Annotated in this window: 24 protein-coding genes and 1 pseudogene; 15 read left to right on the plus strand and 10 right to left on the minus strand. The window is 71.0% G+C overall.

What is annotated here, in order from left to right; genetic code table 11:
• Positions 1-16: 16 nt before the first annotated feature.
• The gene (locus H0S67_RS11995) at positions 17-646 is read right to left on the minus strand and encodes a hypothetical protein (RefSeq protein ID WP_180933254.1); all 630 of its coding nucleotides are present in this window, start codon (positions 644-646) and stop codon (positions 17-19) included.
• A 19-nt stretch (positions 647-665) separates the two neighbouring features.
• The gene (locus H0S67_RS12000) at positions 666-1547 is read right to left on the minus strand and encodes a 5'-3' exonuclease (RefSeq protein ID WP_246354688.1); all 882 of its coding nucleotides are present in this window, start codon (positions 1545-1547) and stop codon (positions 666-668) included.
• 68 nt (positions 1548-1615) lie between these two features.
• On the opposite strand from H0S67_RS12000, the gene H0S67_RS12005 reads away from it, so the two are divergent.
• Positions 1616-2068, plus strand: coding sequence for an Lrp/AsnC family transcriptional regulator (locus tag H0S67_RS12005; protein WP_246354689.1), 453 nt, complete (start codon positions 1616-1618; stop codon positions 2066-2068).
• A gap of 105 nt (positions 2069-2173) precedes the next feature.
• On the opposite strand, the gene H0S67_RS12010 is transcribed toward H0S67_RS12005, so the two are convergent.
• Together H0S67_RS12010 and H0S67_RS12015 are read right to left on the minus strand one after the other, a co-directional pair.
• Positions 2174-3124, minus strand: a complete 951-nt coding sequence (locus H0S67_RS12010) for a type IV toxin-antitoxin system AbiEi family antitoxin domain-containing protein (RefSeq protein WP_180933255.1) — start codon at positions 3122-3124, stop codon at positions 2174-2176.
• A gap of 168 nt (positions 3125-3292) precedes the next feature.
• The gene (locus H0S67_RS12015; RefSeq protein WP_246354690.1) at positions 3293-4306 is read right to left on the minus strand and encodes a KamA family radical SAM protein; all 1014 of its coding nucleotides are present in this window, start codon (positions 4304-4306) and stop codon (positions 3293-3295) included.
• 600 nt (positions 4307-4906) lie between these two features.
• Between H0S67_RS12015 and kdd the strand changes: the two genes are divergently transcribed.
• The 7 genes and pseudogenes from kdd to H0S67_RS12050 all read left to right on the plus strand — a co-directional run bounded on the left by kdd (position 4907) and on the right by H0S67_RS12050 (position 11943).
• Positions 4907-5950 carry an L-erythro-3,5-diaminohexanoate dehydrogenase gene (gene kdd / locus H0S67_RS12020; protein ID WP_180933256.1) on the plus strand — a complete coding sequence of 348 codons (1044 nt, stop codon included), beginning with the start codon at positions 4907-4909 and terminating at the stop codon, positions 5948-5950.
• Complete coding sequence (gene kamD, locus H0S67_RS12025; protein WP_180933257.1) at positions 5947-7539, plus strand: lysine 5,6-aminomutase subunit alpha; 1593 nt, start codon at positions 5947-5949, stop codon at positions 7537-7539. The genes kdd and kamD overlap by 4 nt, the downstream gene beginning before the upstream one ends.
• Complete coding sequence (kamE, locus tag H0S67_RS12030) at positions 7536-8336, plus strand: lysine 5,6-aminomutase subunit beta (protein ID WP_180933258.1); 801 nt, start codon at positions 7536-7538, stop codon at positions 8334-8336. The genes kamD and kamE overlap by 4 nt, the downstream gene beginning before the upstream one ends.
• Entirely contained in the window at positions 8336-8734 is a 399-nt protein-coding gene (kal, locus tag H0S67_RS12035; RefSeq protein ID WP_180933259.1) for a 3-aminobutyryl-CoA ammonia lyase, read from the plus strand. The genes kamE and kal overlap by 1 nt, the downstream gene beginning before the upstream one ends.
• Before the next feature lie 467 nt (positions 8735-9201).
• Positions 9202-10725 (plus strand): apolipoprotein N-acyltransferase, encoded by a 1524-nt coding sequence (lnt, locus tag H0S67_RS12040; protein ID WP_425489935.1) that lies wholly within the window; start codon positions 9202-9204, stop codon positions 10723-10725.
• Positions 10726-10735: 10 nt separating this feature from the next.
• Positions 10736-11491: pseudogene (locus H0S67_RS12045) on the plus strand (polyprenol monophosphomannose synthase).
• A complete protein-coding gene (locus H0S67_RS12050; RefSeq protein ID WP_180933260.1) occupies positions 11488-11943 on the plus strand; it encodes an FxsA family protein in 456 nt (151 codons plus the stop codon). The pseudogene H0S67_RS12045 and the gene H0S67_RS12050 overlap by 4 nt, the downstream one beginning before the upstream one ends.
• A 16-nt stretch (positions 11944-11959) precedes the next feature.
• Here H0S67_RS12050 and H0S67_RS12055 read toward each other — a convergent pair whose 3' ends face one another.
• From H0S67_RS12055 to H0S67_RS12065, 3 genes are all read right to left on the minus strand, one after another.
• Positions 11960-12346 carry an RNA polymerase-binding protein RbpA gene (locus H0S67_RS12055; RefSeq protein WP_180933261.1) on the minus strand — a complete coding sequence of 129 codons (387 nt, stop codon included), beginning with the start codon at positions 12344-12346 and terminating at the stop codon, positions 11960-11962.
• Positions 12347-12523: 177 nt separating this feature from the next.
• On the minus strand, positions 12524-13912 hold the full coding sequence (locus tag H0S67_RS12060) for an MFS transporter (protein ID WP_180933262.1): 1389 nt from the start codon (positions 13910-13912) through the stop codon (positions 12524-12526).
• Positions 13909-14721, minus strand: a complete 813-nt coding sequence (locus H0S67_RS12065; protein ID WP_180933263.1) for a glycerophosphodiester phosphodiesterase family protein — start codon at positions 14719-14721, stop codon at positions 13909-13911. Before H0S67_RS12065 ends, H0S67_RS12060 begins: the two co-directional genes overlap by 4 nt.
• A 93-nt stretch (positions 14722-14814) precedes the next feature.
• Here H0S67_RS12065 and H0S67_RS12070 point away from each other — a divergent pair, with 93 nt between their 5' ends.
• Complete coding sequence (locus tag H0S67_RS12070) at positions 14815-15087, plus strand: TFIIB-type zinc ribbon-containing protein (RefSeq protein ID WP_180933264.1); 273 nt, start codon at positions 14815-14817, stop codon at positions 15085-15087.
• Between the two features lie 274 nt (positions 15088-15361).
• Here H0S67_RS12070 and H0S67_RS12075 read toward each other — a convergent pair whose 3' ends face one another.
• On the minus strand, positions 15362-16888 hold the full coding sequence (locus H0S67_RS12075; protein ID WP_180933265.1) for a helix-turn-helix domain-containing protein: 1527 nt from the start codon (positions 16886-16888) through the stop codon (positions 15362-15364).
• A 114-nt stretch (positions 16889-17002) separates the two neighbouring features.
• Between H0S67_RS12075 and H0S67_RS12080 the strand changes: the two genes are divergently transcribed.
• The 4 genes from H0S67_RS12080 to H0S67_RS12095 all read left to right on the plus strand — a co-directional run bounded on the left by H0S67_RS12080 (position 17003) and on the right by H0S67_RS12095 (position 22359).
• Positions 17003-18019: a zinc-dependent alcohol dehydrogenase family protein gene (locus H0S67_RS12080; protein WP_180933266.1), complete on the plus strand. Its 1017-nt coding sequence runs from the start codon at positions 17003-17005 to the stop codon at positions 18017-18019.
• A 22-nt stretch (positions 18020-18041) separates the two neighbouring features.
• The gene (locus H0S67_RS12085; RefSeq protein ID WP_180933267.1) at positions 18042-18656 is read left to right on the plus strand and encodes an HAD-IA family hydrolase; all 615 of its coding nucleotides are present in this window, start codon (positions 18042-18044) and stop codon (positions 18654-18656) included.
• Positions 18657-18771: 115 nt separating this feature from the next.
• Positions 18772-20451, plus strand: a complete 1680-nt coding sequence (locus tag H0S67_RS12090) for an alkaline phosphatase D family protein (RefSeq protein WP_460823047.1) — start codon at positions 18772-18774, stop codon at positions 20449-20451.
• 21 nt (positions 20452-20472) lie between these two features.
• On the plus strand, positions 20473-22359 hold the full coding sequence (locus H0S67_RS12095) for a potassium transporter Kup (protein ID WP_180933268.1): 1887 nt from the start codon (positions 20473-20475) through the stop codon (positions 22357-22359).
• Positions 22360-22368: 9 nt separating this feature from the next.
• Here the strand turns inward: H0S67_RS12095 and H0S67_RS12100 are convergent, their stop codons facing one another.
• Both H0S67_RS12100 and H0S67_RS12105 read right to left on the minus strand, forming a co-directional pair.
• Complete coding sequence (locus H0S67_RS12100; RefSeq protein ID WP_180933269.1) at positions 22369-22533, minus strand: hypothetical protein; 165 nt, start codon at positions 22531-22533, stop codon at positions 22369-22371.
• Positions 22534-22746: 213 nt separating this feature from the next.
• Positions 22747-23163, minus strand: a complete 417-nt coding sequence (locus H0S67_RS12105; RefSeq protein ID WP_180933270.1) for a nuclear transport factor 2 family protein — start codon at positions 23161-23163, stop codon at positions 22747-22749.
• A 133-nt stretch (positions 23164-23296) separates the two neighbouring features.
• Here H0S67_RS12105 and H0S67_RS12110 point away from each other — a divergent pair, with 133 nt between their 5' ends.
• Both H0S67_RS12110 and H0S67_RS12115 read left to right on the plus strand, forming a co-directional pair.
• Positions 23297-23677 carry a helix-turn-helix transcriptional regulator gene (locus H0S67_RS12110; RefSeq protein WP_219635712.1) on the plus strand — a complete coding sequence of 127 codons (381 nt, stop codon included), beginning with the start codon at positions 23297-23299 and terminating at the stop codon, positions 23675-23677.
• 5 nt (positions 23678-23682) lie between these two features.
• Positions 23683-24093, plus strand: a complete 411-nt coding sequence (locus tag H0S67_RS12115; protein WP_180933272.1) for a VOC family protein — start codon at positions 23683-23685, stop codon at positions 24091-24093.
• The last annotated feature ends 1 nt before the right edge of the window (position 24094 follow it).

Genomic DNA, 24094 nt, shown 5'->3' on the forward strand with positions numbered 1-24094 from the left:
CAGCGGTCCGGGTGCGTCACCCGGTGGGGTCGCCCGCTCCCCGGAGGTCCTCGACGGGGACCGTCGGCTGGTGGCGGCGTACCCAGTCGAGGACCAACGGCACGCGGAAGGCCGAGGTGTCTCCCTGGATCAGGCTGAGCGACGCGGCCGTCGGGGTCAGCCCGAGCGCGGTGGCCTTGACAAGGGTGAACCCGTCCGGGGGCTCGCCCTCGATGAGGTCGTCGGCGCGGGGGACGAATCGCAGCACCGTCGCGCCACCGTCGGCGAAGGCGAACAGCCTGACGTCGAGCTCGACGGGCCGGACCTCGACCGCCGCCACGTCCGGCCAGGCCAGGAACGAGAACGCAGGGCTGGTGATCGAGCCGCCCAGCACGCGCACCCCGGTGGCGTCCAGCCTGATCACCACCGGGCGCGAAACCAACCCGCGGCCGGTGCGGAGCCGCAGGATCCCCAGGCCGGTGGCGAAGCCCCCGACACCGACCAGGAAGGCGGCGTTGATCCTGTCACTCTGGGTCAGTGGCTGGGTCACCAGGGCGACGAACCCCGGGACGAGGACGGCGAGCCCACCGACCAGCAGGGCCACCCGGGCGGCGAAGACGCGATAGGCCTGCCGCGTGGGACGACGCCGGATCTCCAGCGGCTCCATCAGCCGGCCAGCGTGTTGATCAGCCGTTCAACCGGGCTCTCGAGCCCGTAGCGCTGCGCCAGGTCGAGGAGCGCGTCGGGGTCGCGCGGGGTGCGGGGAGCGCGGTGGCGGGGGAGCCGAGGTCGATGTCGCGGGCGACCGCGACGACACGCGGGGCGACCTCGAGGTAGTCCCTGGCCTGCTTGATCTTGCCGCGCGGGCCGGGCCCCATCTCGGAAGAGGGGTCGAGGGCCGCCGCGACGATGCCGTCCACGTGGTCGAAGCGCTTGAGCAGGGTGGCGGCGGTCTTCTCACCCACCCCCGCGACCCCGGGCAGCCCGTCGGAGGCGTCGCCGCGCAGGGTGGCGAAGTCGGCGTACTGCCGGGCGTCGATGTCGTACTTGCCGCGCACCCAGTCGTTGGTGACGCGCTCGTGGTTGCCGACCCCGCGGGCGATGTAGAGCACGCGCACGTCTGCCTCGTCGTCGACGAGCTGGAAGAGGTCCCGGTCACCGGTGACGATGTCGACCGGCTGGCCGGCCCCGGTCGCGAGCGTGCCGATCACGTCGTCTGCCTCGTAGCCGTCGGCGCCGATCACGCAGATCCCGAACGCGTCGAGCACCTCCACGATGATCGGGATCTGGACCTGCAGCGGGTCGGGGACCTCCTCCACGTCCGGTGCGGACTGGACCTCCGCCTCGACCCGGTGGGCCTTGTAGGAGGGCAGCAGGTCGACGCGCCACTGCGGTCGCCAGTCGTTGTCCCAGCAGCAGACCAGGTCGGTGGGTCGGTAGTCGCCGACCAGACGGGAGATGAAGTCGAGCAGCCCGCGGACCGCGTTGACGGGCGTGCCGTCCGGCCCCTTGATCTCCGGCACCCCGTAGAAGGCCCGGAAGTACATCGAGGCCGTGTCCAGCAGCATCAGGCGACCCTGTTCATCCCTCGTCACGACCGGCATCCTGCCACGTCGAGACCGCTAGCCTGTGCGGCGTGAGCACTTCCGACGTCGAAGCCACCGACCGCAAGATCCTCGAGCTGCTGGCCGGCGACGGGAGGATGTCCTTCACCGACCTGGGGAAGGCGACGGGGCTGTCGACGTCGGCGGTGCACCAGCGCGTCAAGCGGCTGGAGACGCGCGGCCTGATCAAGGGGTACGGCGCCACGATCGACCACGACCAGCTCGGACTTCCGCTCACGGCCTTCATCTCGATCCGGCCGATCGACCCCTCCCAGCCCGACGACTCGCCCGAGCGCCTGCAGTGCATCAGCGAGATCGAGTCGTGCTGGTCGGTCGCGGGGGAGGAGTCCTACATCCTCAAGATCCGGGTCCCCACCCCGGCCCACCTCGAGGACCTCCTCGCCCGGATCCGCGCCGCCGCCAACGTCGCCACCCGGACGACGATCGTGCTCTCCACGCCGTACGAGGGTCGCTCGGTGGTGTGAGGGGCCGCCGCCCGCAGGAGTCACCGGCTGACCGGCGAAACCGTTGCTTGTCGGCCAGTGCAACGGCTGACAAGCGTGGGACCTGGCTGACAACCCCCGCCGATTTCAGGCGGTGACCGTGCCGAACCGGAACAGGGCCCGGATCCGCGAGGCCGTGAGCGCCGGCGTGTAGAGGTCGGCCCAGACGATGCGGATGCACCGCCATCCGGTGAGCTCGCAGATGAGCTGCTCCCGGCGCTTCTCGCGCAGCACGACGTCGGTGACCGACTCTCCCTCGCGGAGCATCCTCTCGTACTTGACCCTGCCGTCGAACTCGAGGAACACCCCGAGCTCCGGCCAGGCGAAGTCGACCCTCGCGATCACCCGCCCCGACCGGTCCTTGATCTCGTACTGGGGAATCGGGGCCGGCAGCCCCTGCGCCCAGCACAGGTACAGGGTTCGTGACTCCCCGACCGACTCCACCCGACCGTCCGCCAGCCGTACGATGAGGTCGCTGGTCAACGAGTGCGGCCAGTAGGTGCGACTTCCGAGCCCGATCGCGAGGAGCTCCGGCGTCGTCTCTCCGAAGTGCAGCAGGTCGTTGACGGTGACGAGGCTGTGCTCGACGTCGGCGATCGTGGTGATGTCGAGCGCTGTGCGCGTGCCGCTGGTGAGCAGCTGTCCGTCCCGACGGGTGACGTCGCCGACGCGGAGCTCACCGCGGTGCTGCTTGATGCCGGCGGCCGCCCTGCCTGCCCGGCCGTCGGTCCGGGTGAGGTGGACCAGGTCGGGCATGTCCCAGACGGCCGCGCCCAGTGCGTCCGCGGCCGACGTGTGGGAGAGGAGCACGTGGGTCCGGGCGGTGCGGACCGCTGCGCTGGTGACGGTTCGGCGACGACCCGCCTCGTCGAGCTCGTCCCAGTGCACGGCCGACACGTACGCCCCGGTCCGCACCCGCACCCACTCGCCGTCCTTGACCCGCCGGGCGATCACGCGGTCGTCGTACCCGAGTGCGAGAGCCTCCCATCGCAGGAAGACTCCGTGCTCCGCGGCAATGGCATCGAGACGTGCGTCCATGGGCCGAGCATCACCCGAGACCGAGGCTCGCGAACCGGCCGATCGACGATCTGTGGATAACCGGGGCTGGGTTGTCGGCCAGGTCTGGTGCTTGTCGGCCAGGGCAACGGCCGACAAGCACAGGACTCCCCGGCCAGCCGGGGAGTCCTGCACGCGTCAACGCCGAGCTCAGTAGGCCTGCAGCGCCGCCATCCGCCGCGAGGCCTCGGCGACCTCGGCCGCCTTGAGCGCGGTGGAGTCGAGGTCGGCGTGCTGTGCCCACCACTGCTGGCCGGACTCCGGCAGCGTGTGGATCGGGTCGTAGTACTCGAAGGTGCGGTTGAGCGCCTCCGGGTCGGCGGCCTCGATGGAGGTGCGGTAGTTCTTCGTCCAGTAGGAGATGCCGCGCTCGGTGTCGTAGTCGGCCAGCTGGTGCACCCAGCGCTTGCCGACGAACGGGACGTCGCACACGATGCGCGGGGTCGCGAAGCCCGGCAGGTAGCCCATGATGTGGTGCTGCAACCGCTGCGCGTCGGCGACCGAGACCCGCCAGTGCTCGGCGAACGGGATCATGTCGCACATGTAGAAGTAGTAGGGCATGATCTGCGCGCCGTCGAGCAGCCGGAAGCACAGGTCGAGCAGCGCGTGCGGGTCGGCGTTCACGCCGTTGAGCAGAACGCCCTGGTTGCGAACGTCGCGGATGCCGGTGTCCAGCATGGCGCGAGTCGCCCGCGCCACGATCGGGGTCACCGAGTTGGCGTGGTTGGTGTGGGTGTGGATCGCCACGGACACGCCCCGCTCGCGCGCGGTCGTCGCCACCCGCTCCATGCCGGCGCGCACGTCGTCCTGGAGCCAGTGCTGGGGCAGGCCGATCAGGGCCTTGGTGGCGAGCCGGATGTCGCGGATGTTCTCGATCTCGAGCAGCTTGGTGAGGAAGTCCTCCAGGCGCGGCCACGGCATGTTCGCGACGTCGCCGCCGGAGACCACCACGTCGCGCACCGAGGGCGTGCGCCGCAGGTAGTCCATCATCTCGCCGAGGCGGTCGTTGGGCTTGCCCGCGAACTTCAGCTTGTCGATGACGGGCGTGGAGTTGCCGACCAGGTCCATCCGGGTGCAGTGCCCGCAGTACTGCGGGCAGGTGGGCAGCAGCTCGGCCAGCACCTTGGTGGGGTAGCGGTGCGTGAGCCCCTCGGCCACCCACATGTCGTGCTCGTGCAGCGAGTCGCGCGTGGAGTGCGGGTGCGAGGACCAGTCGGTACGACGGGTCCGAGAACACCGGGATCATGTAGTGGCGGATCGGGTCGGCGTAGAACGCCTCGGTAAGCGAACCCGGGCCGGCCGGCACGTCGTGCGGGACCATCGTGTTCATCATCTGCGGCGGCACCAGCATCGACATGGTGGCCCGCTCGGCCTGGTCGCGCTCGAGGTCGGCGTAGAACCGCTCGTCCACCAGGTCGCCGAGCAGCTCACGCAGCTGCCGGACGTTCTTGATGCAGTGCGCACGCTGCCACTGCACCGACTCCCACTCCTCGGTGGTGACGTCCTTCCAGCCCGGGAACCGGGTCCAGTCTGGCTCGACCAGCTCCACCCGCTGGTAGGGGTAGGGCTGGCCCGTCTCCAGGCCGATCGAGGTCTCGATGCTCATGAGTTCTCCTGAGGTGCAGCGGTACGTCGCACGGCGGCGCGTGCAAGTTGTGTGGTCTGGGCCACCTCTGCCAGAGTACGAGGAGAATGTGCGGCCCGTCCAATGCCGCGCCGCAGATTCTCCTGTCCCAGCCCCGCAACTACGGAGGAACCCCCGCCATGGTGGCCCTCGACAGCGATCCGACCGGTCTGCACCGTGTCCTCGACGACACCGTGGTGCTGCCCCAGGCGGCCCAGCGCCTCGACACCCGCCGCGAGCTGTGGCCCGACGAGGTCAGGATCCGCGTGGAGAAGCTCAACCTCGACGCCGCGTCGTTCCGCCAGCTCGAGCGCAAGCACGCCGGTGACGGCGACGCGGTCCGCCGCGAGGTCCTCGACATCGTCGCGACCCGCGGCAAGATGCAGAACCCCGAGACCGGGTCCGGCGGCATGCTCGTCGGCACCGTCGAGGAGGTCGGACCGCGCTCGCCCCTGGGCCTGCGGCCCGGCGACCGAGTGGCGACGCTGGTGTCCCTGACGCTGACCCCGCTGGTGATCGAGGACGACCTGCGGTCGTGGGACGGCCGCGGGGAGCAGGTGCCGTGCGACGGGTACGCCGTGCTGTTCGGCCGGTCGATCGCCGCCGTGCTTCCCGACGACCTGCCCGCCGACCTGAGCCTCTCGGTGATGGACGTGTGCGGCGCCCCGGCCCTGACCGCCCGGGTGGTGGAGGGGTACGACGCACCGACCGTCGCCGTCATCGGCGGGGGAGGGAAGTCCGGGTCGCTGAGCCTGGCTGCCGCCCGTCACGCCGGGGCCGGCCGGACCATCGGCGTCGTGCCCCACGAGCGCGAGGCGACCCAGCTGCGCGAGTCCGGGCTGGCCGACGAGGTCGTCGTCGCCGACGCCCGCAACCCGATCGCCCTGCGCGACGCGGTCACCGCCGCCGGCGGACCCGCTGACGTCACCGTGGTCTGCGTGGACGTGCCGGGCTGCGAGGGCGGGGCGATCCTCGCCACCGCCGAGCGCGGGACCGTGGTGTTCTTCTCGATGGCCACCTCCTTCGCGGCCGCCGCGCTGGGCGCCGAGGGCCTGGCCGCCGATGTCACCATGCTGGTCGGCAACGGGTACGCGCCCGGCCACGCGGCGTACGCCCTCGAGCTCCTGCGGGAGAACGACGGGGTGCGCCGGCTCTTCGAGGCACGACTGGAGGCCCACGCATGACCCGCCGCCCCACCGGCAAGCTCGATCTCGACCCGACCACCGTGCGGCACGCGCGGTCCCTGGCCCGCAAGGCCGGACGACCGATCGTGACGATGGCCAAGAAGCACACCACCGTCGCCGTCGAGCGCGCCACGCTCCGCCTCGCGGGCCTCGAGGGTGCCGATCCCGAGGGGACCCCCTGGGTCAACCGGCTCCTCGACGTCGTCCGCGCCGACGTCGGCCTCGAGCACGGTGTCGCGCTGCCGGTGTGGGACGCACTGCTGCGCGGCGAGGCTGACGACCTGGCCACCCTCGCCCAGAAGGCCTCGGCCGGCTCCGTGCGGTTCCGCCTCCCCGAGGGCCGCGACGCCACCCGGGCGACCACCGCCAGCCGGCGGCAGGTGGCGGGCGGGATCCGGCGCATCGACGCCCGCCGCAAGGAGCGCGACCGCCTGATCAGGAAGTTCGGCGACGCACCCCGCAAGCCGTGGATCTACCTGATCGTGGCCACCGGCGACATCTACGAGGACATCCCGCAGGCCCAGCAGGCGGCGCGCGAGGGCGCCGACGTCATCGCGGTGATCCGCTCGACCGGGCAGAGCCTGCTGGACTACGTGCCCGAGGGAGCGACCCGCGAGGGCTTCGCCGGCACCTACGCCACGCAGGAGAACTTCCGCCTGATGCGGGCCGCCCTCGACGAGTCGAGCAAGGAGCTCGGCCGCTACGTGCGGCTGACCAACTACGCCTCGGGCCTGTGCATGCCGGAGATCGCCGCGCTCGCGGGCATGGAGCGGCTCGACATGATGCTCAACGACTCGATGTACGGGATCCTCTTCCGCGACATCAACCCGGTCCGCACGTTCGTCGACCAGCGCTTCAGCCGCCAGGTCCACGCACGCGCCGGCATCATCATCAACACCGGCGAGGACAACTACCTCACCACCGCCGACGCCGTCGAGGCCGCACACACGGTGAGCACCAGCCAGCTCCTCAACGAGTACTTCGGCAAGGAGGCGGGTCTGGAGGACTGGCAGCTCGGGCTCGGTCACGCCTTCGAGATCGACCCCGAGGTGCCCGACTCGTTCCGCATGGAGCTCGCCCACGCCCTGCTGGCCCGCGAGCTGTTCCCGAACGCGCCGCTGAAGTGGATGCCGCCGACCCGGCACATGACCGGGGACGTCTTCCGTGGCTACCTCCTCGACGGCTTCTTCAACCTCGCCGGGGCCCTGACCGGGCAGGGCATCCTGCTGGTCGGGATGATGACCGAGGCCGTGGTCACCCCGTGGCTCTCCGACCGCGACCTGGCCCTGCAGAACGTGCGCTACGTGATGAACGCCGCCGGCAACCTGCACGAGGACTTCCGCCCGGCTCCCGACGGCTTCATCGCCAACCGCGCCCGGCAGGTGCTCGCGGAGACGATCGAGCTGCTCGACCGGATCGTGACCGACAGCGACGCTGCCGGTGACCCGCCGCTGCTGGCCGCCATCGCCGACGGCACGTTCGGCCTGATGAAACGGCCCGCCGACGGCGGCCGCGGCCTCGACGGTGTCGCCAAGAAGTCCGGCGTCTACTACAACCCCGCCACCGAGCTGCTGGAGGAGCAGAAGTGAGCTCGACCACCGAGGGCCGCATCGTCCGGCCGTACGGCGACACCACCGGCGACGGCATGGTGCAGCTGAGCTTCACCCTCCCCATCCCGCACTCCAAGGTGGCCGAGGGCGCCGCGGCGCAGCTGGCCAACAAGATGGGCATGGACCCGGCCCTGGTCGTCCACGCCAAGCCGATGGGCCCGGACTTCACCTTCTTCGTCGTCTACGGGCGGGTCCACCACCTCGTCGACACCAGCAAGGTGGAGGTGGTCGAGCGCGACTACCCGCTGCTCACGCCCAAGGAGGTCAACGCCGCGGTCAAGCGGTCGCTGCGACGGCGGCTGACGATCGTCGGCGCCTGCATCGGCACCGACGCCCACACCGTGGGCATCGACGCGATCCTCAACATCAAGGGGTTCGCGGGGGAGAAGGGGCTGGAGTACTACCGCGAGCTGAAGGTCGTGAACCTCGGCGCGCAGGTGTCCGTGCCGCAGCTGGTGGAGCGTGCCCGGGCCGAGAAGGCCGACGCGGTGCTGGTCTCGCAGGTCGTGACCCAGCGCGACGCGCACCTGCTCAACACCCGCGAGATGTCCGCCGCCTTCCGTGAGTCCTACCCCTCCGACCGGATGCCGCTGCTGATCGTCGGCGGCCCCCGCTTCGACGAGTCCGCCGCTGCCGACCTGGGCGTGGACCGGGTCTTCGGCCGGGGTACGACGCCGGGCGAGGTCGCGAGCTACCTCGTCCACCGCCTCGCCCCCCAGCCGGAAACGCGGCCGGACGCCCGACCCGAGAAGCAGCCCGAGAGGAAGGCCTCCTGATGGCAGCCCCGACCACGGCCGAGGTCGGCACCCGGGTGGTGCACCGCCGCTACGTGCCCTACTCGCACGCCCACTACGCCGGCAACCTGGTCGACGGCGCCTACAGCCTGGGGCTGTTCGGCGACGTGGCGACCGAGATGTGCATCCGCACCGACGGCGACGAGGGCCTGTTCGCGTCGTACTCCGACGTGCAGTTCCGGGCGCCGGTGCGCGCCGGCGACGTCCTCGAGATCAGCTGCGAGATCGTGCGGGTCGGCACCCGCTCGCGGGTGATGGAGTTCGCCGTCCACGTCGTCGCGCGGGGCGAGGCGACCGACGAACGGCCCGGTGGCGCAGCCGTCCTGGCCGCGCCGATCCTGGCCACGACGGCCACCGGAACGGTCGTCGTCCCCGGCTGACGAGGCGTCCGGGCGGCGCGTTGACGCCGACACGCCGCCGGGCCCGAACATTTAACGGCAAAATCCCGCGCGGGCGAACCTGCCGCTGACCTGCACAGATCGCTGTTTGCGCAGGTCAAGAGGGTGTTGACAGCCGGCCACCTCACGATCCAAGGTGACCCGTCCGCCCATGCAGATCGTGGCGGGTGGACCGTCGTCCGAGTGGCCGGGTCGGAGGGTGGGGTGCCAACCACCCATCCGAACCGGTTCGCGGAGGACGGTCCGCTCCGCGAGGACGGACACGGAGGGGATCCGTACCCCCTAGACAACAGCCCGCCTTCGGCAGCCGGTCGGTCGCGGGTTGGTCCGAAGGGTCCGAATCCCCTCCGGAGCTCTGCGATACGCAGGGTTCCGCGGCACTCGTTGGGTACCTTTGCCCCCGTGCTCTGGCGGACGTCCCTCGCGCTGGCGGCGGGCCTCGCCTCGCGCTGGCCTTCGAGCCGGTGGCCGCGGCCGTGCTCGTGCCCTTCGCGGTGGCCGGCTTCGCGCTCGCCGTCCGCGGGCTGGGCCCCGGCCGGGGCTGGATCCCCGGGCTGGCGTTCGGGGTCGCCTTCTACTTCGTGCTCATCTTCTGGATGCGGGCCGTCGGCACCGACGCGTGGATCGCGCTGTCCGGCATCGAGGCGCTGTTCTACGGCCTGCTCGGCTCGGTGACCGCCGTCCTGGTCCGCCGCCGCGCCTGGCCGCTGTGGTTCGCCGCGGCGTGGGTGTCGATGGAGGTGGTCCGGAGCTCGTGGCCGTTCAGCGGCATGCCCTGGGGGCGGCTGGCCTTCGCCACCGTCGACACGCCGGTGGCCCCGGCTCTGGCGTACGTGGGCTCGACCGGTGTCAGCTTCCTGCTGGCCCTGTCCGGCGGCCTGCTCGCGCACCTGCTCGTGTCCCGGGGGAGGAGCCGCTGGGTCGCGGTCGGGGCCCTGGGCGTCACCGCCGTGGTGGCGACCGCGCCCGCAGTGATGCCCTACGAGCCGCGGATCGACGGCCACACCACGGTCGCGGCGGTGCAGGGCAACGTCCCCGGCAACGGCGACGACATCCTCTACGACTTCCGCCAGGTGACCCAGAACCACGTCGACGCCACCGTCGCCCTCGCGGCCGAGGTCTCGACCGGGGCGGTCGCCCGGCCCTCGTTCGTCGTCTGGCCCGAGAACTCCACCGCCGTGGATCCGTTCACCGACGTACAGACGGCCGACGGGATCCGTACGGCCTCGAGCGCCATCGGCGTACCCATCCTGGTGGGCGCCCTGGTCGACGCCGGACCGACCCACGTGCTCAACCAGGGCATCGTGTGGAACCCGGGCACCGGTGCGGCGGACCGCTACACCAAGTGGCACCCGGTGCCCTACGGGGAGTACATCCCGTTCCGCCGCTTCTTCAACGGCAAGAACTTCGGACGGCTGGCGCTGATCCCGCGCGACATGCTGGCCGGCACCCGCACCGAGCCCCTCAGCATCGCGGGCATCCGGGTCGCCGACGCCATCTGCTTCGACGTGGCGTACGACGACGGGCTCTACGCCCAGCTGGGCAACGACGCCCAGCTGGTCACCGTGCAGACCAGCAACGCCACCTTCATCCACACCTCGCAGATCGACCAGCAGTTCGCGATCAGCCGGCTGCGGGCCATCGAGCTCGGCCGCTGGGTCGTGGTCGCGGCGACCAACGGGATCTCGGGGATCATCGCACCGGACGGCACCGTCGTGGACCGCGCCGGGATCCGCACCCGCGACGTCCTGGTCCAGCAGGTCGGGCTGGGCACCGGTGTCACGCCCGCCGTACGCCTCGGCGCGTGGACCGGACGGGTGTGCCTGACTCTCACGATCCTTGGCCTGTTGCTCACGCTCGTCCCGTATCGTCGTAGGCAGCACCGGCAGCGGACCGAGAGCTCCCCACGCCGGGAGGTTCCCGTGTCGGTTGCGCACGCCGAAGGACCGGCACCGGAACTAGGAGAGGGCTGAGGACCGCACAGTGAGCATCGAGGGTCTCGGACGCGTCGTCGTGGTCATCCCGACCTACAACGAGGCGACCAACCTGGCCTGGATCGTGGACCGGCTGCGACGCGCGCAGCCCGGTGTCGACGTGCTGGTGGTCGACGACGACTCCCCGGACGGGACCGGTCGGATCGCCGACGAGCTCGCGGCCGCCGACGCCCAGGTCCACGTCCTGCACCGGACGGCCAAGGGTGGTCTCGGGGCGGCGTACCTGCACGGCTTCGCGCACGCGCTGGCCGAGGGGTACGACGTCATCGGTGAGATGGATGCCGACGGCTCCCACCAGCCGCGAGCAGCTCGACCGGCTCCTCGACGCGCTCCACCATGCCGACCTGGTCATCGGTTCGCGCTGGGTCCCGGGCGGCTCGGTGGTGAACTGGCCGCTGCGGCGTGAGCTGCTCTCCCGCGGAGGCAACCTCTACGTGCGTGCGCTCCTCGGCATCGGCGTCCGGGACGCGACCGCGGGCTTCCGGCTGTTCCGGCGCACCGCCCTGGAGAAGATCGACCTGGCCTCGGTGCTCGACCGGCTACGTCTTCCAGACCGACCTCGTGGCACGCACGCTGGCCGCCGGCCTGACCGTGCGCGAGGTGCCGATCGAGTTTCGTCGAGCGGGTCCGCGGCGACTCCAAGATGAGCGGGGCGGTGGCCGCCGAGTCGCTCAAGCGGATCACGGTGTGGGGGATCAGCGAGCGGACGGCCCGGGCCCGACGCGCCCTGCGGAGACAGCCGTGAGCCGTCGTCGCAGCGCCACCACGTGGGCGCTGGTCGTCGCCTTCGTGGTCGTACCGCTGATCGAGATCTACGTCCTGATCCAGGTCGGCCAGGTCATCGGCCCCTGGTGGACGATCCTGCTGCTGGTGCTCGACAGCATCCTGGGCAGCTGGCTGATCAAGCTCGAGGGTGCGCGGGCCTGGCTGGCGCTGCGCACCGCGCTGCGGGACGGCCGGATGCCCGCGCGGGAGCTCGCCGACGGGGCCCTGATCCTCATCGGCGGCACCCTGATGCTGAGCCCGGGCTTCGTGACCGACATCTTCGGGATCCTGCTCATCCTGCCGTTCACCCGCCCGGTGTTCCGGCGCCTGCTGACCCAGGTGGTCACCCGGCGCCTGCTGGCCTCGAACGCACGACGCCCCGGACCTGGATCCGAGGGATCCGTGGTCCGGGGCGAAGTCGTGGACGAATGAGTCCAGCAGCGTCCTGCTAGGCGGACGCCTTGCGCTTCTTGGCGTTGGCCCGGTGCAGGTGCGCGGGGCCGATCTCACCGCCACGGAGCAGCTCGAGCCGCTCCTTGAGGATGTCCTCGAGCTCCTTCTCGGAGCGACGCTCGAGAAGCATGTCCCAGTGGGTGCGGGCGGGCTTCTCGTTCTTGGCCTCGGGCTGGATGCCGGCGACGCTCAGCGCCTCGGCGCCGCAGCGCGGGCACTCCCACACCGCCGGGATCTCGGCCTCGACCGACATCGTGATCTCGAACTCGTGGTTCTGCGGGCACCGGTAACCGACCTGCTGACGAGCGGCGAACTCGATGCCGCGCTCGTCCTCGAAACTCTGGCCCCCAAGGCGCGCCCCACGAAGTGTGCGCTCTGCCATGAGCCACCTCCCAAATCTTTTGAACCCCCGTTGACATGACTGAGACGCTCGGAGGTCTGCGTCGTGACGTGCACGACCCGTACCCCCTGCTTGCGGTCTCAATCCGTTCAACGGTAGTGGGACGACGAAGATTCCGACAATCCAGAGGTATGGCCGCCCTCACACGGCACTCCCGCCTCAGAGGACCTGAGGTGCCTCGTTGCCCGCCTCCGCCACACCGCGACGGGGGTCGACCCGGTAGAGCAGGCCGCCACCGACCACGAAGAACAGGATCAACGCGAAGATCGCGGGCCGGTAGGAGTCGGTCCACTGGTGCACCAGCCCGAAGACCAGCGTGCCCAGCCAGCTCGTGCCCCGCTCGCAGGCCTGGTAGAGCGAGAAGTACTCCGCCTCCCGGCCGCGGGGGATCAGCTGGCTGAAGAACGACCGCGACAGCGCTTGCGTGCCGCCCAGGACCAGACCGATGCCGACCGCGAGCGCGAGGAAGAGCGGGAGGTTCTTCTCGGGGATGAAGTAGCCGACGGTGACCACCACCATCCACATCACCAGCCCGCCCAGGATCACCCGACGGCTGCCCCGGGAGGCGGCCAGCCTCCCGAACAGGAGCGCCCCGAAGAACGCCACGAACTGGACCAGCAGGATGGTGGCGATCAGGACCGAGGTGCTGAAGCCCAACTGCTTGTCGCCGTAGACCGAGGCCGAGGCGATCACCGTCTGGATGCCGTCGTTGTAGAACAGGTAGGCCAGCAGGAAGGTCAGCGTCACCGGGTAGTTGCGCATGTCCCGCAGCGTCGCCGCCAGCTGGCCGAAGCTCTGGCGGACCAGGCCGCCCGGCTCCCGCTCGACCGCGGCCGGCGTCCGGTTGCGGATGCCGCGGTAGGGGATCACCGTGAACGCCGCCCACCACACCGCCGCTGACAGGAGGCTCAGCCGCACCGCCATCGCGGTGCCGATGCCCAGCGAGTCGTGCAAGGTGACGACGGCCAGGTTGACCGCGAGCAGCAGTCCGCCGCCGAGGTAGCCCAGCGCCCAGCCCCGCGACGACACTCGATCGCGCTCGTCAGGCAGCGCGATCTCGCACAGGATCGCGTCGTACACGACGAGCGAGGAGCCCAGGCAGATGTTGGCGGCGAAGAGGAGCACAACGCCCAACTGCCAGTCCGAGCCGGCCACGAAGAACATCAGTCCGGCCGCGACGCTGCCGGCCCAGGCGAAGCCGGCCATGATCGCCTTCTTGCGGGCCGACCGGTCCGCGGCCGCCCCGACCACCGGCAGCAGAAGCGCCGACGCGATCGTGGCGAGCGTGACCACGTAGAAGACCAGCGACCCGGGGGAGACCGCGACGCCGAGGACGTGCAGGTCGGTGGTGCACTTCAGGCCCTTGTCCTCGTCGGTGACGAAGCCGCAGGCGGCCTTCTCGGCGACCGAGGTGAGGTACGGCGCGAACAGCACCGTGGCGATGGTCGTGACGTAGGCGCTGTTGGCCCAGTCGTACCAGTACCACGCCCTCTGCTCCCGGGCGCGCGCCAGCGGGCTCAGGTCGGCGAACCCGGGCGAGGCGGTCACGACCCGGCGCCCCAGTGGCCACGCTCGCTCAGCACGTCCCTGAGTATGTCCGTGCGGTCGGTCATCAGGCCGTCGACACCACGGTCGAGCAGCTCCCGCATCTCCGCCGGGTCGTCGATGGTCCACACGTGGACGTGCTTGCCGGCGGCGTGCGCCCGGCGTACGAACCCGGGAGTGGCGACCGTCCACCGGCCGCGGCGGTGCGGCACCTGAAGCGCCGCCACCCGGCGGCGGGTCAGCAGGTCGGCCAGGCGCCCGCTCGGCAGCGCCCGGAACGCGAGCACCTCGCCGGGGTGTGCGGAGGTGGCCACCCGACCGCGGGTGAGCCTGCGGAACCGGTTGAGGCGCCGCGGCGAGAAGCTGCCGACCAGCACCCGGTCCCACAGCTCGCGCTCCTCGACCAGGGCGGCCAGCGCAGTCACGGCGTCGTCGGACTTGAGGTCGATGTTGAAGCGGCACCCGGGGAAGGCGTCGAGCAGCTCGGTGAGCGTGGGCACCCGCTCGCGGCCACCCACCAGCGCCTCGCCGACCTCGGCGTGCGTCAGCGCCACGATCGCGCCGCTGCGGTCACTGACCCGGTCCAACACCCGGTCGTGGAAGGCCAGCAGCACGCCGTCGCGGGTGACGCGCACGTCGGTCTCGAGGTAGTCGAAGCCCAGGTCCACGGCGAGGCGGAACGCCGCCATCGTGTTCTCCAGCCCCTCGATCTCGGGGTGGTAGGCACCGCCCCGGTGCGCGAAGGCGAGCACCCCGCCGGGTCGGCGCAGCACCTCGTCGAGGTAGGGGAAACCGGTCCGCAACAGGGGCACGGGTGAAGTATTCCGCCTCGCCCCGAGCCGCGGAATCCGGGCACCGGCGCGGGTACCCGTCGGTCACCGGGGGAGAGGGGTAGCGTCGACGGCATGGAGACCCTGACCTGCCCCCGCTGTGGTACCGACATGGTCACGCGAAGGCTGGGCGGCGCCGCCGACGACGGGGAGGTGAGCCAGTGCCCCGACGGTCACGGCATCTTCCTCTCGCGCGCCGACCTCGGCAGCCTGATCGAGGCCGAGACCGACTGGCACCGCAACGCCAGCCAGCACACCGCCCCACTGCCCAGGATCACCGCCGACATGGTCGCCCCGCCGGCCTCTCGCGCCCCCGCACGCGCGTGGGTGGAGACGCTCTTCGGGTGACGCCGATGTGGGTGCGGTTTGTGACCGATCGCTGAGGGTCCGTTGCGGTTGGTGACCGAACCGCATCCATTCCGGTCCCGGTGACATGCAGTTGCTGACCAATCGGCGCTGGACAATCGGGTTTGGTCACCAACCACATGGAATCGGCCCCGAACCGTGCAGTCTCTGACCAATCGGTGGGGGCCACTTGTGGTTGGTGACCAAACCGCATGCTCCTGAGCCTCGGGAGCATGCGGTTCCTGACCAAACGCTGCCAGGCGGTCTTCGGCCTTCCTCAGATGTCGCGGAACGGCTCGATGTTGGCGCCCAGGAGGTTGAGCCGCTCGGCGAGGTCCTCGTAACCGCGGTGGATCACGTACGTCGAGCGGAGCACCGAGGTGCCCTTGGACGCGAGCATCGCCAGCAGGATCACGACGGCCGGGCGGAGCGCCGGCGGGCAGACGATCTCCGCGCCCGTGAACGACGTCGGCCCCTCGATCATCACCCGGTGCGGGTCGAGCAGCTTGACCTGGCCACCGAGCTTGTTGAGGTCGGTGAGGTAGATCGCCCGGTTCTCGTAGACCCAGTCGTGCAGGAGGGTCTGGCCCTCGGCCACCGCGGCGATCACCGCGAAGAACGGCAGGTTGTCGATGTTGAGGCCCGGGAACGGCATCGGGTGGATCTTGTCCAGCGGTGCGTGCAGGGACGACGGCTTGGTGGTGAGGTCGACCAGGCGCGTGCAGCCGTTGTTGGCGACGTACTCCTCGGAGCGGTGGTACTGGAAGCCCATCTCCTCAAGCAGTGCCAGCTCGATCTCGAGGAACTCGATCGGCACCCGCTTGATGGTGATCTCCGACTTGGTCACGATCGCGGCCGCCAGCAGCGACATCGCCTCGATCGGGTCCTCGCTGGGGGCGTAGTCGACGTCGACGTTGATCTCGGCGCGGCCGGTCACGGTCAGCGTGGTCGTGCCGATGCCCTCGACCTCGACGCCGAGCTTCTTCAGGAAGAAGCAGAGGTCCTGGACCATGTAGTTCGACGAGGCGTTGCGGATGACGGTGGTGCCGGGGTGCAGCGCCGCGGCCATCAGGGCGTTCTCGGTCACGGTGTCGCCGCGCTCGGTGAGCACGATCGGCCGGCCGGGCTCGATGGCCCGGTTGACGCTGGCGTGGTAGCTGCCGTCGGTCGCCTTGACCTCGAGGCCGAACGGGCGCAGCGCGGCCATGTGCGGCTCGACGGTGCGGGTGCCGAGGTTGCAGCCGCCGGCGTAGGGCAGCTCGAAGGTGTCGGTGCGGTGCAGCAGCGGGCCCAGGAACATGATCACCGAGCGGGTACGACGGGCCGCGGCCTCGTCGATGTTGCTCAGGTCGAGGTCCTTGGGCGGGATGATCTCGAGGTCGTTGTCGGCGTTGAGCCACTTGGTGTGGACGCCGAGGCTGCCCAGCACCTCGAGCAGCCGGTTGACCTCCTCGATGCGCGCGACCTTGCGCAGCGTGGTGCGGCCACGGTTGAGCAGCGAGGCGCAGAGCAGCGCGACGCCGGCGTTCTTGGAGGTCTTGACGTCGATGCTGCCCGAGAGGGTGGTGGGCCCGGAGACCCGCAGGTGCGTGGGACCGGCGCCCAGGGCGACGATCTCGGAGTCCAGCGCGGCGCCGATCCGCGCGAGCATCTCCAGGGAGAGGTTCTGGTGTCCCTTCTCGATCCGGTTGATGGCGCTCTGGCTTGTCGCCAGGAGCTCGGCCAGCTGGTGTTGGGTCAGCCCGCGGTGCTTGCGCGCGTCACGGATGAGGTTCCCGATCCGACCCTTGTAACCCTCAGTCATGCAAAACAAGGTAACTCATATATGAGATACCGCAACATCGCCATGCCGGGAGATGACGGAAAGCGGTGACACCACCCTGCAGCACCTCACCGCGCGGATGCAAGGATCGGAACCATGCGTGCAACGACCATCCATGCCCCTCGCGACATCCGCGTCTCCGACGTGCCCGACCCCAAGATCACCGCCCCCACCGACGCCGTCATCAAGGTGACCGCAGGCTGCATCTGCGGCTCCGACCTGTGGCCGTACCGGGGCGAGAACGACATCGACGCGGGCTCGACGATCGGTCACGAGTGCGTCGGCGTCATCGAGGAGGTCGGCGCCGAGGTCACGTCCTTCAAGCCCGGTGACTTCGTGATCGTGCCGTTCGACCACTGCGACAACACCTGCGCGCACTGCCGCGCCGGCATGCAGGCGGCCTGCGAGAACCTGGGCTTCACGGCCAGCGGCCAGGCGGAGTACGCCCTGGTCACCCAGGCCGAGGGCAGCCTCGTCAAGACCGACGGAATGCCCGACGCCTCGATGATCCCCTCCCTGCTGACGCTCTCCGACGTCATGGCCACCGGCTGGCACGCCGCGGTCGCCGCCGGGGTCCGTGAGGGCGGGACCGCCGTCGTCGTGGGTGACGGCGCGGTGGGCCTGTGCGGCGTCCTCGCCGCGGCCACCATGGGTGCGGAGAAGGTCATCGCCATGTCGCGGCACGAGCCCCGCCAGGCCATCGCCCGCCAGTTCGGCGCGACGCACGTCGTGGCGGAGCGCGGCGACGAGGGTGCCGAGCTCGTCCGGGAGATCACCGGGGGCGTGGGCGGTGACGCCGTTCTCGAGTGCGTCGGCAACGACGCCGCCATGAAGCAGGCCTTCGCCGTGGCCCGCCCCGGCTCCACGGTCGGCTTCGTCGGCGTCCCGCACGACGTGGAGCTCCCGATCCGCCGCATGTTCCAGAAGAACATCGGCCTGGCCGGCGGGATGGCGCCGGTGCGCCAGTACCTGCCGGAGCTGCTCAAGCTGGTCCAGGACGGCGCGATCAACCCCGGCCTGGTCTTCGACAGGACCCTGCCGCTGGAGCAGGTCGCCGAGGGCTACCGCGCCATGGACGAGCGCGAGGCCATCAAGATCCTCATCCAGCCCTGACGGCTCTCCCGCAGCAGTGACCATGCCCATCCGTGCGATCGTGCTCGACATCGGCTCGGTGCTCGAGATCATCGAGGACTCGACGTTCCCCGAGCCGTTCGAGCGCCGCCGCGGCCTCGCCCCGGGTGCCGTGGACGCCGCCTCGGCGGCGTTCGCGGCCCACCCGGGCAAGGGCGAGATCGGCATGGATGAGGTCCGGGCGACCTGGCAGCGCGAGCTCGGGCTCGACGAGGCCGGGGTCGACGAGCTGGTGGAGGACTTCTGGCGCTGGTACGTCGGCACCCTGGACCAGGAGCTGTTCGACTGGTTCGCCGGGCTGCGCGAGCGCGGGTTCGTGGTCGGGATCCTCAGCAACTCCGCACCCGGGGCCAGGGAGCGTGAGCGCTGCTGGGGCTTCGAGGCGATCACCGATGACATCGTCTACTCCCACGAGGTCGGCCTGGTGAAGCCCGAGCCGGAGATCTACGCGCTCACCGCGCGGCGGCTCGCCGTGCGGCCGGAGGAGATCGTCTTCCTGGACGACCAGCCCGGTCACGTCGACGCCGCCCGCGCCGCGGGCTGGCACGCCGTCGCGCACGTCGAGACGCCGCGCTCCATCGAGGAGATCGAGGCCATCCTCACCGCGCACAGCGGCTGACCCCGCCGGGTTCCCGCCTCGCCTCCCGCGAGGCGGCGGCAGCGAGTAGGTTTCGTCGCGGCGCCGCATCCGGGGCCGCTCATGCGAGGAGGGCGTCATCAGCAGCTCACTGGTCCTGGGACCGCTCGTGCGGTACGTCGACGACACCTCGGCGACGATCTGGGTCGAGACCGCCGCGGCGGGCCTCGTGACCGTCACCGCGGGCGACCGGGTCGCCTCCGCCCGCACCTTCGGGGCGCACGGTCACCACTACGCCCTGGTGGAGGTCACCGGGCTCCGGCCCGGCACGCACACGGCGTACACCGTGGACGTGGGGGAGGAGCGGGTCTGGCCCCCGAGCGAGGGGGAGGGCACGGCGTACCCCGACTCGGTCATCGCCACCCTGCAGCCCGGCAAGCCGCTGCGGCTGGCCTTCGGCTCGTGCCGGGTCAGCGTCAGCCACGACGAGGCCGGCAACAAGGCCTTCGGCATCGACGCGCTGCGCAGCTACGCCCTGCGGATGGCCGGCCTGACCGACCGGGCCGCCGACGAGGACGAGCGCTGGCCCGATCTGGTGCTCTTCCTCGGCGACCAGGTCTACGCCGACGAGACCAGCGAGGCGATGCAGGAGTTCATCGCCTCGAGGCGTTCGCTCGACGAGCCGCCGGGCGAGGAGCTGAAGGACTTCGAGGAGTACGCCCACCTCTACCGGCTCGCCTGGAGCGACCCGGCGAACCGGTGGCTGCTCTCGACGCTGCCGAGCGCGATGATCTTCGACGACCACGACATCCGCGACGACTGGAACACCAGCTGGTCGTGGCGCCGCAAGATGGAGGCCACGTCGTGGTGGCACGACCGCATCGTCGGCGGCCTCGCGTCGTACTGGATCTACCAGCACCTCGGCAACCTCGGGCCGGCTGCCCGCGCCGAGGACGCGCTGTGGCAGCAGATCGTGTCGTACGACGGTGACGGCGAGATCGACGTGAGCGCGGCCCTCGACGAGCTGGCCGACCGGGCCGACCAGGAGCCCGAGAGCTACCGCTGGAGCTTCGCCCGCGACTTCGACACCCAGGCCCGCCTGATCGTCGTCGACTCCCGCGCGGCACGGGTGCTCAAGCCGGACGCCCGCTCCATCCTCGACGACGACGAGATGGCGTGGTTCGACGACCAGATGCGCGGCGGCTTCGACCACGTGCTGGTCGGCACCTCGCTGCCGTTCCTGATGGCGCCCGGCCTGCACCACGCCGAGGCGTTCAGCGAGGGAATCGCCCAGGGTGCGTGGGGGAAGACTGCCGCGAGGGTCGGCGAGGTCGCCCGGCAGGCCGCGGACCTCGAGCACTGGGCGGCGTTCGAGAAGGGCTTCCGCCAGGTCGCGCTGATGACGCTCGACGTCGCCGCCGGCAACCGGGGCCGCGCCCCGGCCACGATCACCTACCTCTCCGGCGACGTGCACCACAGCTACGTCGCCGAGGCCGCGCCGGCGCGCGAGGAGGGCCGCCAGGTCGCCAGCCGGATCCTCCAGGCGGTCTGCTCACCGATCCGCAACCCGTTGCCGAAGTTCATGCACGCCGTCACGGCCGCCGCCGCACGGCGTTCGCTGGGCGTCGTCGGGCGTGGGCTCTCCCGGAGCGCGCGGGTGCCGCGGCCCCCGCTGTCGTGGGAGGTCACCGACGGGCCGTGGTACGACAACAACCTGGCCGTCCTCGAGCTGCGCCCGGCGGGCATCCGGTTCTGGTGGACGGCCGGCGAGGTCGTCGACGGGCAGCAGGAGCGCCCGATGCTGCGGCGGGTCGCCACGGTCGACGTCGGCGCCTGAGCGACCGGGGGAGCGGCGGCGGTGGCGGAGCGAGGCACGACCTCCGCCCGGCTGATGGTGCTGGGGGCCCTCGGCGTCGTCTTCGGTGACATCGGGACCAGCCCGCTCTACGCGATGCGCACGGTGCTGGGGGAGTCCAGCCACCTGACGCCCGCCGTGGTCTACGGCATGACCTCGACAGTGATCTGGTCGATGGTGCTGGTCGTCTCGGTGTTGTACGTCGGGCTGCTCCTGCGCACCGACAACGAGGGCGAGGGTGGACTGCTGGCGCTGGTCGCACTGCTGCGGCGGACCGTCGCTGGCCATCGGGCGGCCGCGGTCAGCGTGCTCGGGATGGTCGGCGCAGCCATGTTCCTCGGCGACAGCGTGATCACTCCGGCGATCTCCGTGCTGTCGGCCGCCGAGGGGCTGGAGGTGGCCAACCCCTCCCTGAAGGCCGCGGTGGTCCCGATCGCGTTCGTCCTGCTGGCCGGGGTCTTCGTCGTGCAGCGGTACGGCAGTGGCCGCATCGGCCGGTTCTACGGGCCACTCATGCTGGTGTGGTTCGTGGTGATCGCGGCCGCGGGGGTCGGCTCCATCGCCTCGGGACCGGCCGCCCTGCAGACGCTCTCGCCGCACTGGGCGGTGCACTTCTTCGTCACCGAGCCGCGCACCGCGTTCCTGTCGCTCGGGTCCGTCGTCCTGGCGGTGACCGGCGCCGAGGCGCTGTACGCAGACCTGGGCCACTTCGGGCGCCCGGCCATCACGCGGGCATGGTTGTTCGTGGTCTTCCCGGCACTCGTGCTGGCCTACGTCGGCGAGGCCTCCGAGGTCGTCCGCGACCCCACGGCGGCGGCCAACCCGTTCTACGCCGTCATGCCGGGGTGGGCGACGATCCCGGTGCTGGTGATATCGACGCTCGCCACGGTCATCGCCTCGCAGGCGGTGATCGCGGGCACCTTCACGGTGCTGCACCAGGCTTCCGGGCTGGGCCTGTTCCCGCCGCTGCGGACCGAGCACACGTCTCGCGAGCACAGCGGCCAGATCTACCTGCCGGCCGCGAACTGGACGCTCGCGTTCGCGGTCCTGGGGGTGGTGGCAGGCTTCCGGGGCTCGGACGCGCTGTCCTCGGCGTACGGCGTCGCCGTGACGGCCACGATCACCGTGACCGCGTCGCTCTACCTGTGGCTGTCCCGGTTGCGCGGGCCCTACGGCGCGCTGCGCGCGGTCGTGACCGCCGGCGTACTGGTGGTCGTGCTGGCCTTCCTGGCTGCCTGCCTGCCGAAGATCCTCACCGGCGGCTGGCTTCCGCTCGGCATCGGTGTCGTCATGTTCCTGCTCATGTCGTCCTGGTGGAGCGGAAGGCGGCGCCTCGCGGCCGCGCGCCACGAGGCGGAGCCGCCGCTCGCCGAGGTGCTGGCGCCGGTGCGCGAGGGCGCCGCGGTGCCGGTCCGCGTGGACGGAACCGCCGTCTTCCTCACGCACGACACCTCCGTGGCCCCCCTGGCGCTGCGCACGATGGTCGAGCAGAACCACGTGCTCCACCGCACGGCCGTCCTGCTGGCCTGGGACCTGGCGGACACCCCGGCGAGCCCCGCGGACACCTCCGTGGAGCTGGACCCGCTCGACGACCGGTACGACGGCGTCGTCGCCGTCAGGGCGACGTTCGGCTACCGCGAACGCCCCGACCTGCGCCGCGTCCTGGCGGGCGCCCGCCAGCGCGACCCGGAACGGCTCGTCGACCTGGATCCGGACACGGTGGTCTTCTTCGTCTCGGTGCCCATCCCGATGCTCAGCCGCCGCGGTGGCATGGCCCGGTGGCGTCAGCGGGTCTTCCTGCTCGTCGACCGGCTGGCCACCGATCCGGTCGAGCAGCTGAGGCTGCCGCGGGACCGGACCGTGGTCCTGGGCCGCGAGCTCACCCTGTGACCCGGCCGGTCAGGCGCGGACCAGTGCCGCGAGGCCCGGCATGGTGACCGGTGCGCAGTCGCAGGTGTCTCCGCACGCGAGGTAGGTGTGGAGGGCGTGCCCGCACTGCGGGCACGGCATGTCGTGGGAGAGGTGCACGGACGTGGCGTCGTGGCTCTCGACGGTGTCCCACATGGCTCTACCTCCCTTCTCTGCTTGTCGTGAGCCCCCCGGCTCGATTGCTGCAACCGTAGGGACGGCCGAGGACCGCCGAGGTGGAACACGCCGCAGATGCCACACGTGGGGGAGTGAAGATGACACGACCGGACCACCTCCCTGACCCGGATGACCCAGCCCGGACGGGTGATGAACCTGCCCCTGTCGTCCAGGCTCGCGCCGCGGCCGGGCTCAGTCCTCGGACGCGCCCGTCGGGCGGTAGAGCCGCTGCACCGCGGAGGCGATGTCGTCACCGCTGCGGTCGACGGGCTCCATGTACAGCCGGGCCTCGGCGATGAGGCGGTCCCGCACCACGGCGATGATGACGCCGCGCATGCCGAACGCGGAGCCGTCGGTGTGCCGGCCCCGCCAGTCGACCTCGCCCCACTCGGTCTCCCCGTCCACCGACAGCGCCACCAGCTCGGCGTGGAAGTCGGGGACGCCGTCGAAGACGGCGGACCAGTTCTCCAGCACCTGCGCACGCCCGGTGAACTCGCGGCCCGGGTGGACGGGCTGGACGCTGGCGTAGTCCTCGGCGAACCACGACGCCATGCGCTCGGCGTCATGCGCGTTCTGCGCCTCGGTGAGGTGCTCCAGCACGCTCCTCATGAGACGAACCTAGTCCGATCGAGGGTGCTGGGAAACCCCGGCCCGACGTGGCACGATCGCACACGTGAGCAGCACCCCCGCCGAGGCGCAGCGCCGGCGTGACCTGGCGCTGCTGCGCCGCGTCAAGGACCGGATGGACCGCGAGTACGCCCAGCCGCTGGACGTCGAGGCCCTCGCCCGGGGCGTGCACATGTCGGCCGGGCACCTGAGCCGCCAGTTCCGGATCGCGTACGGCGAGTCGCCGTACTCCTACCTGATGACGCGACGCATCGAGCGGGCGATGGCACTGCTGCGCCGCGGCGACCTCAGCGTCACCGAGGTCTGCTTCGCGGTCGGCTGCTCGTCGCTGGGCACCTTCAGCACGCGGTTCACCGAGCTGGTGGGCGTGCCACCCAGCACCTACAGGGAGCAGGCCACCCAGGCGGCGGGGGAGATGCCGTCGTGCGTCACCAAGCAGGTCACCCGACCGGTCAGGAATCGAGAAGCGCAGGCACCGTCGCCGCAACTAGCGTGAGCGCCATGGACATCAGCATCCACTCCGCCTTCCTTCCGCACGAGGATCCCGAGGCCTCGCTGGCCTTCTACCGGGACGTCCTCGGCTTCGAGCTCCGCAACGACGTCGGCTACAACGGGATGCGGTGGCTCACCGTGGGCCACCCGGACCAGCCCGGCACGTCGCTGGTCCTGCACCCGCCGGCCGCCGACCCCGGGATCACCGACGACGAGCGACGCACCATCGCAGACATGATGGCCAAGGGCACCTACGCGATCCTCGTGCTCGCCACGCCCGACCTCGATGCCACCTTCGAGAAGCTGGCGGCCAGCGAGGTCGAGATCGTGCAGGAGCCGACCAACCAGCCCTACGGCATCCGCGACTGCGCTGTCCGCGACCCCGCGGGCAACATGGTCCGCATCAACGAGGTGCACTGAG

Origin of the sequence: Nocardioides ungokensis (assembly GCF_013466985.1) — a bacterium.
GTDB lineage: Bacteria > Actinomycetota > Actinomycetes > Propionibacteriales > Nocardioidaceae > Nocardioides > Nocardioides ungokensis.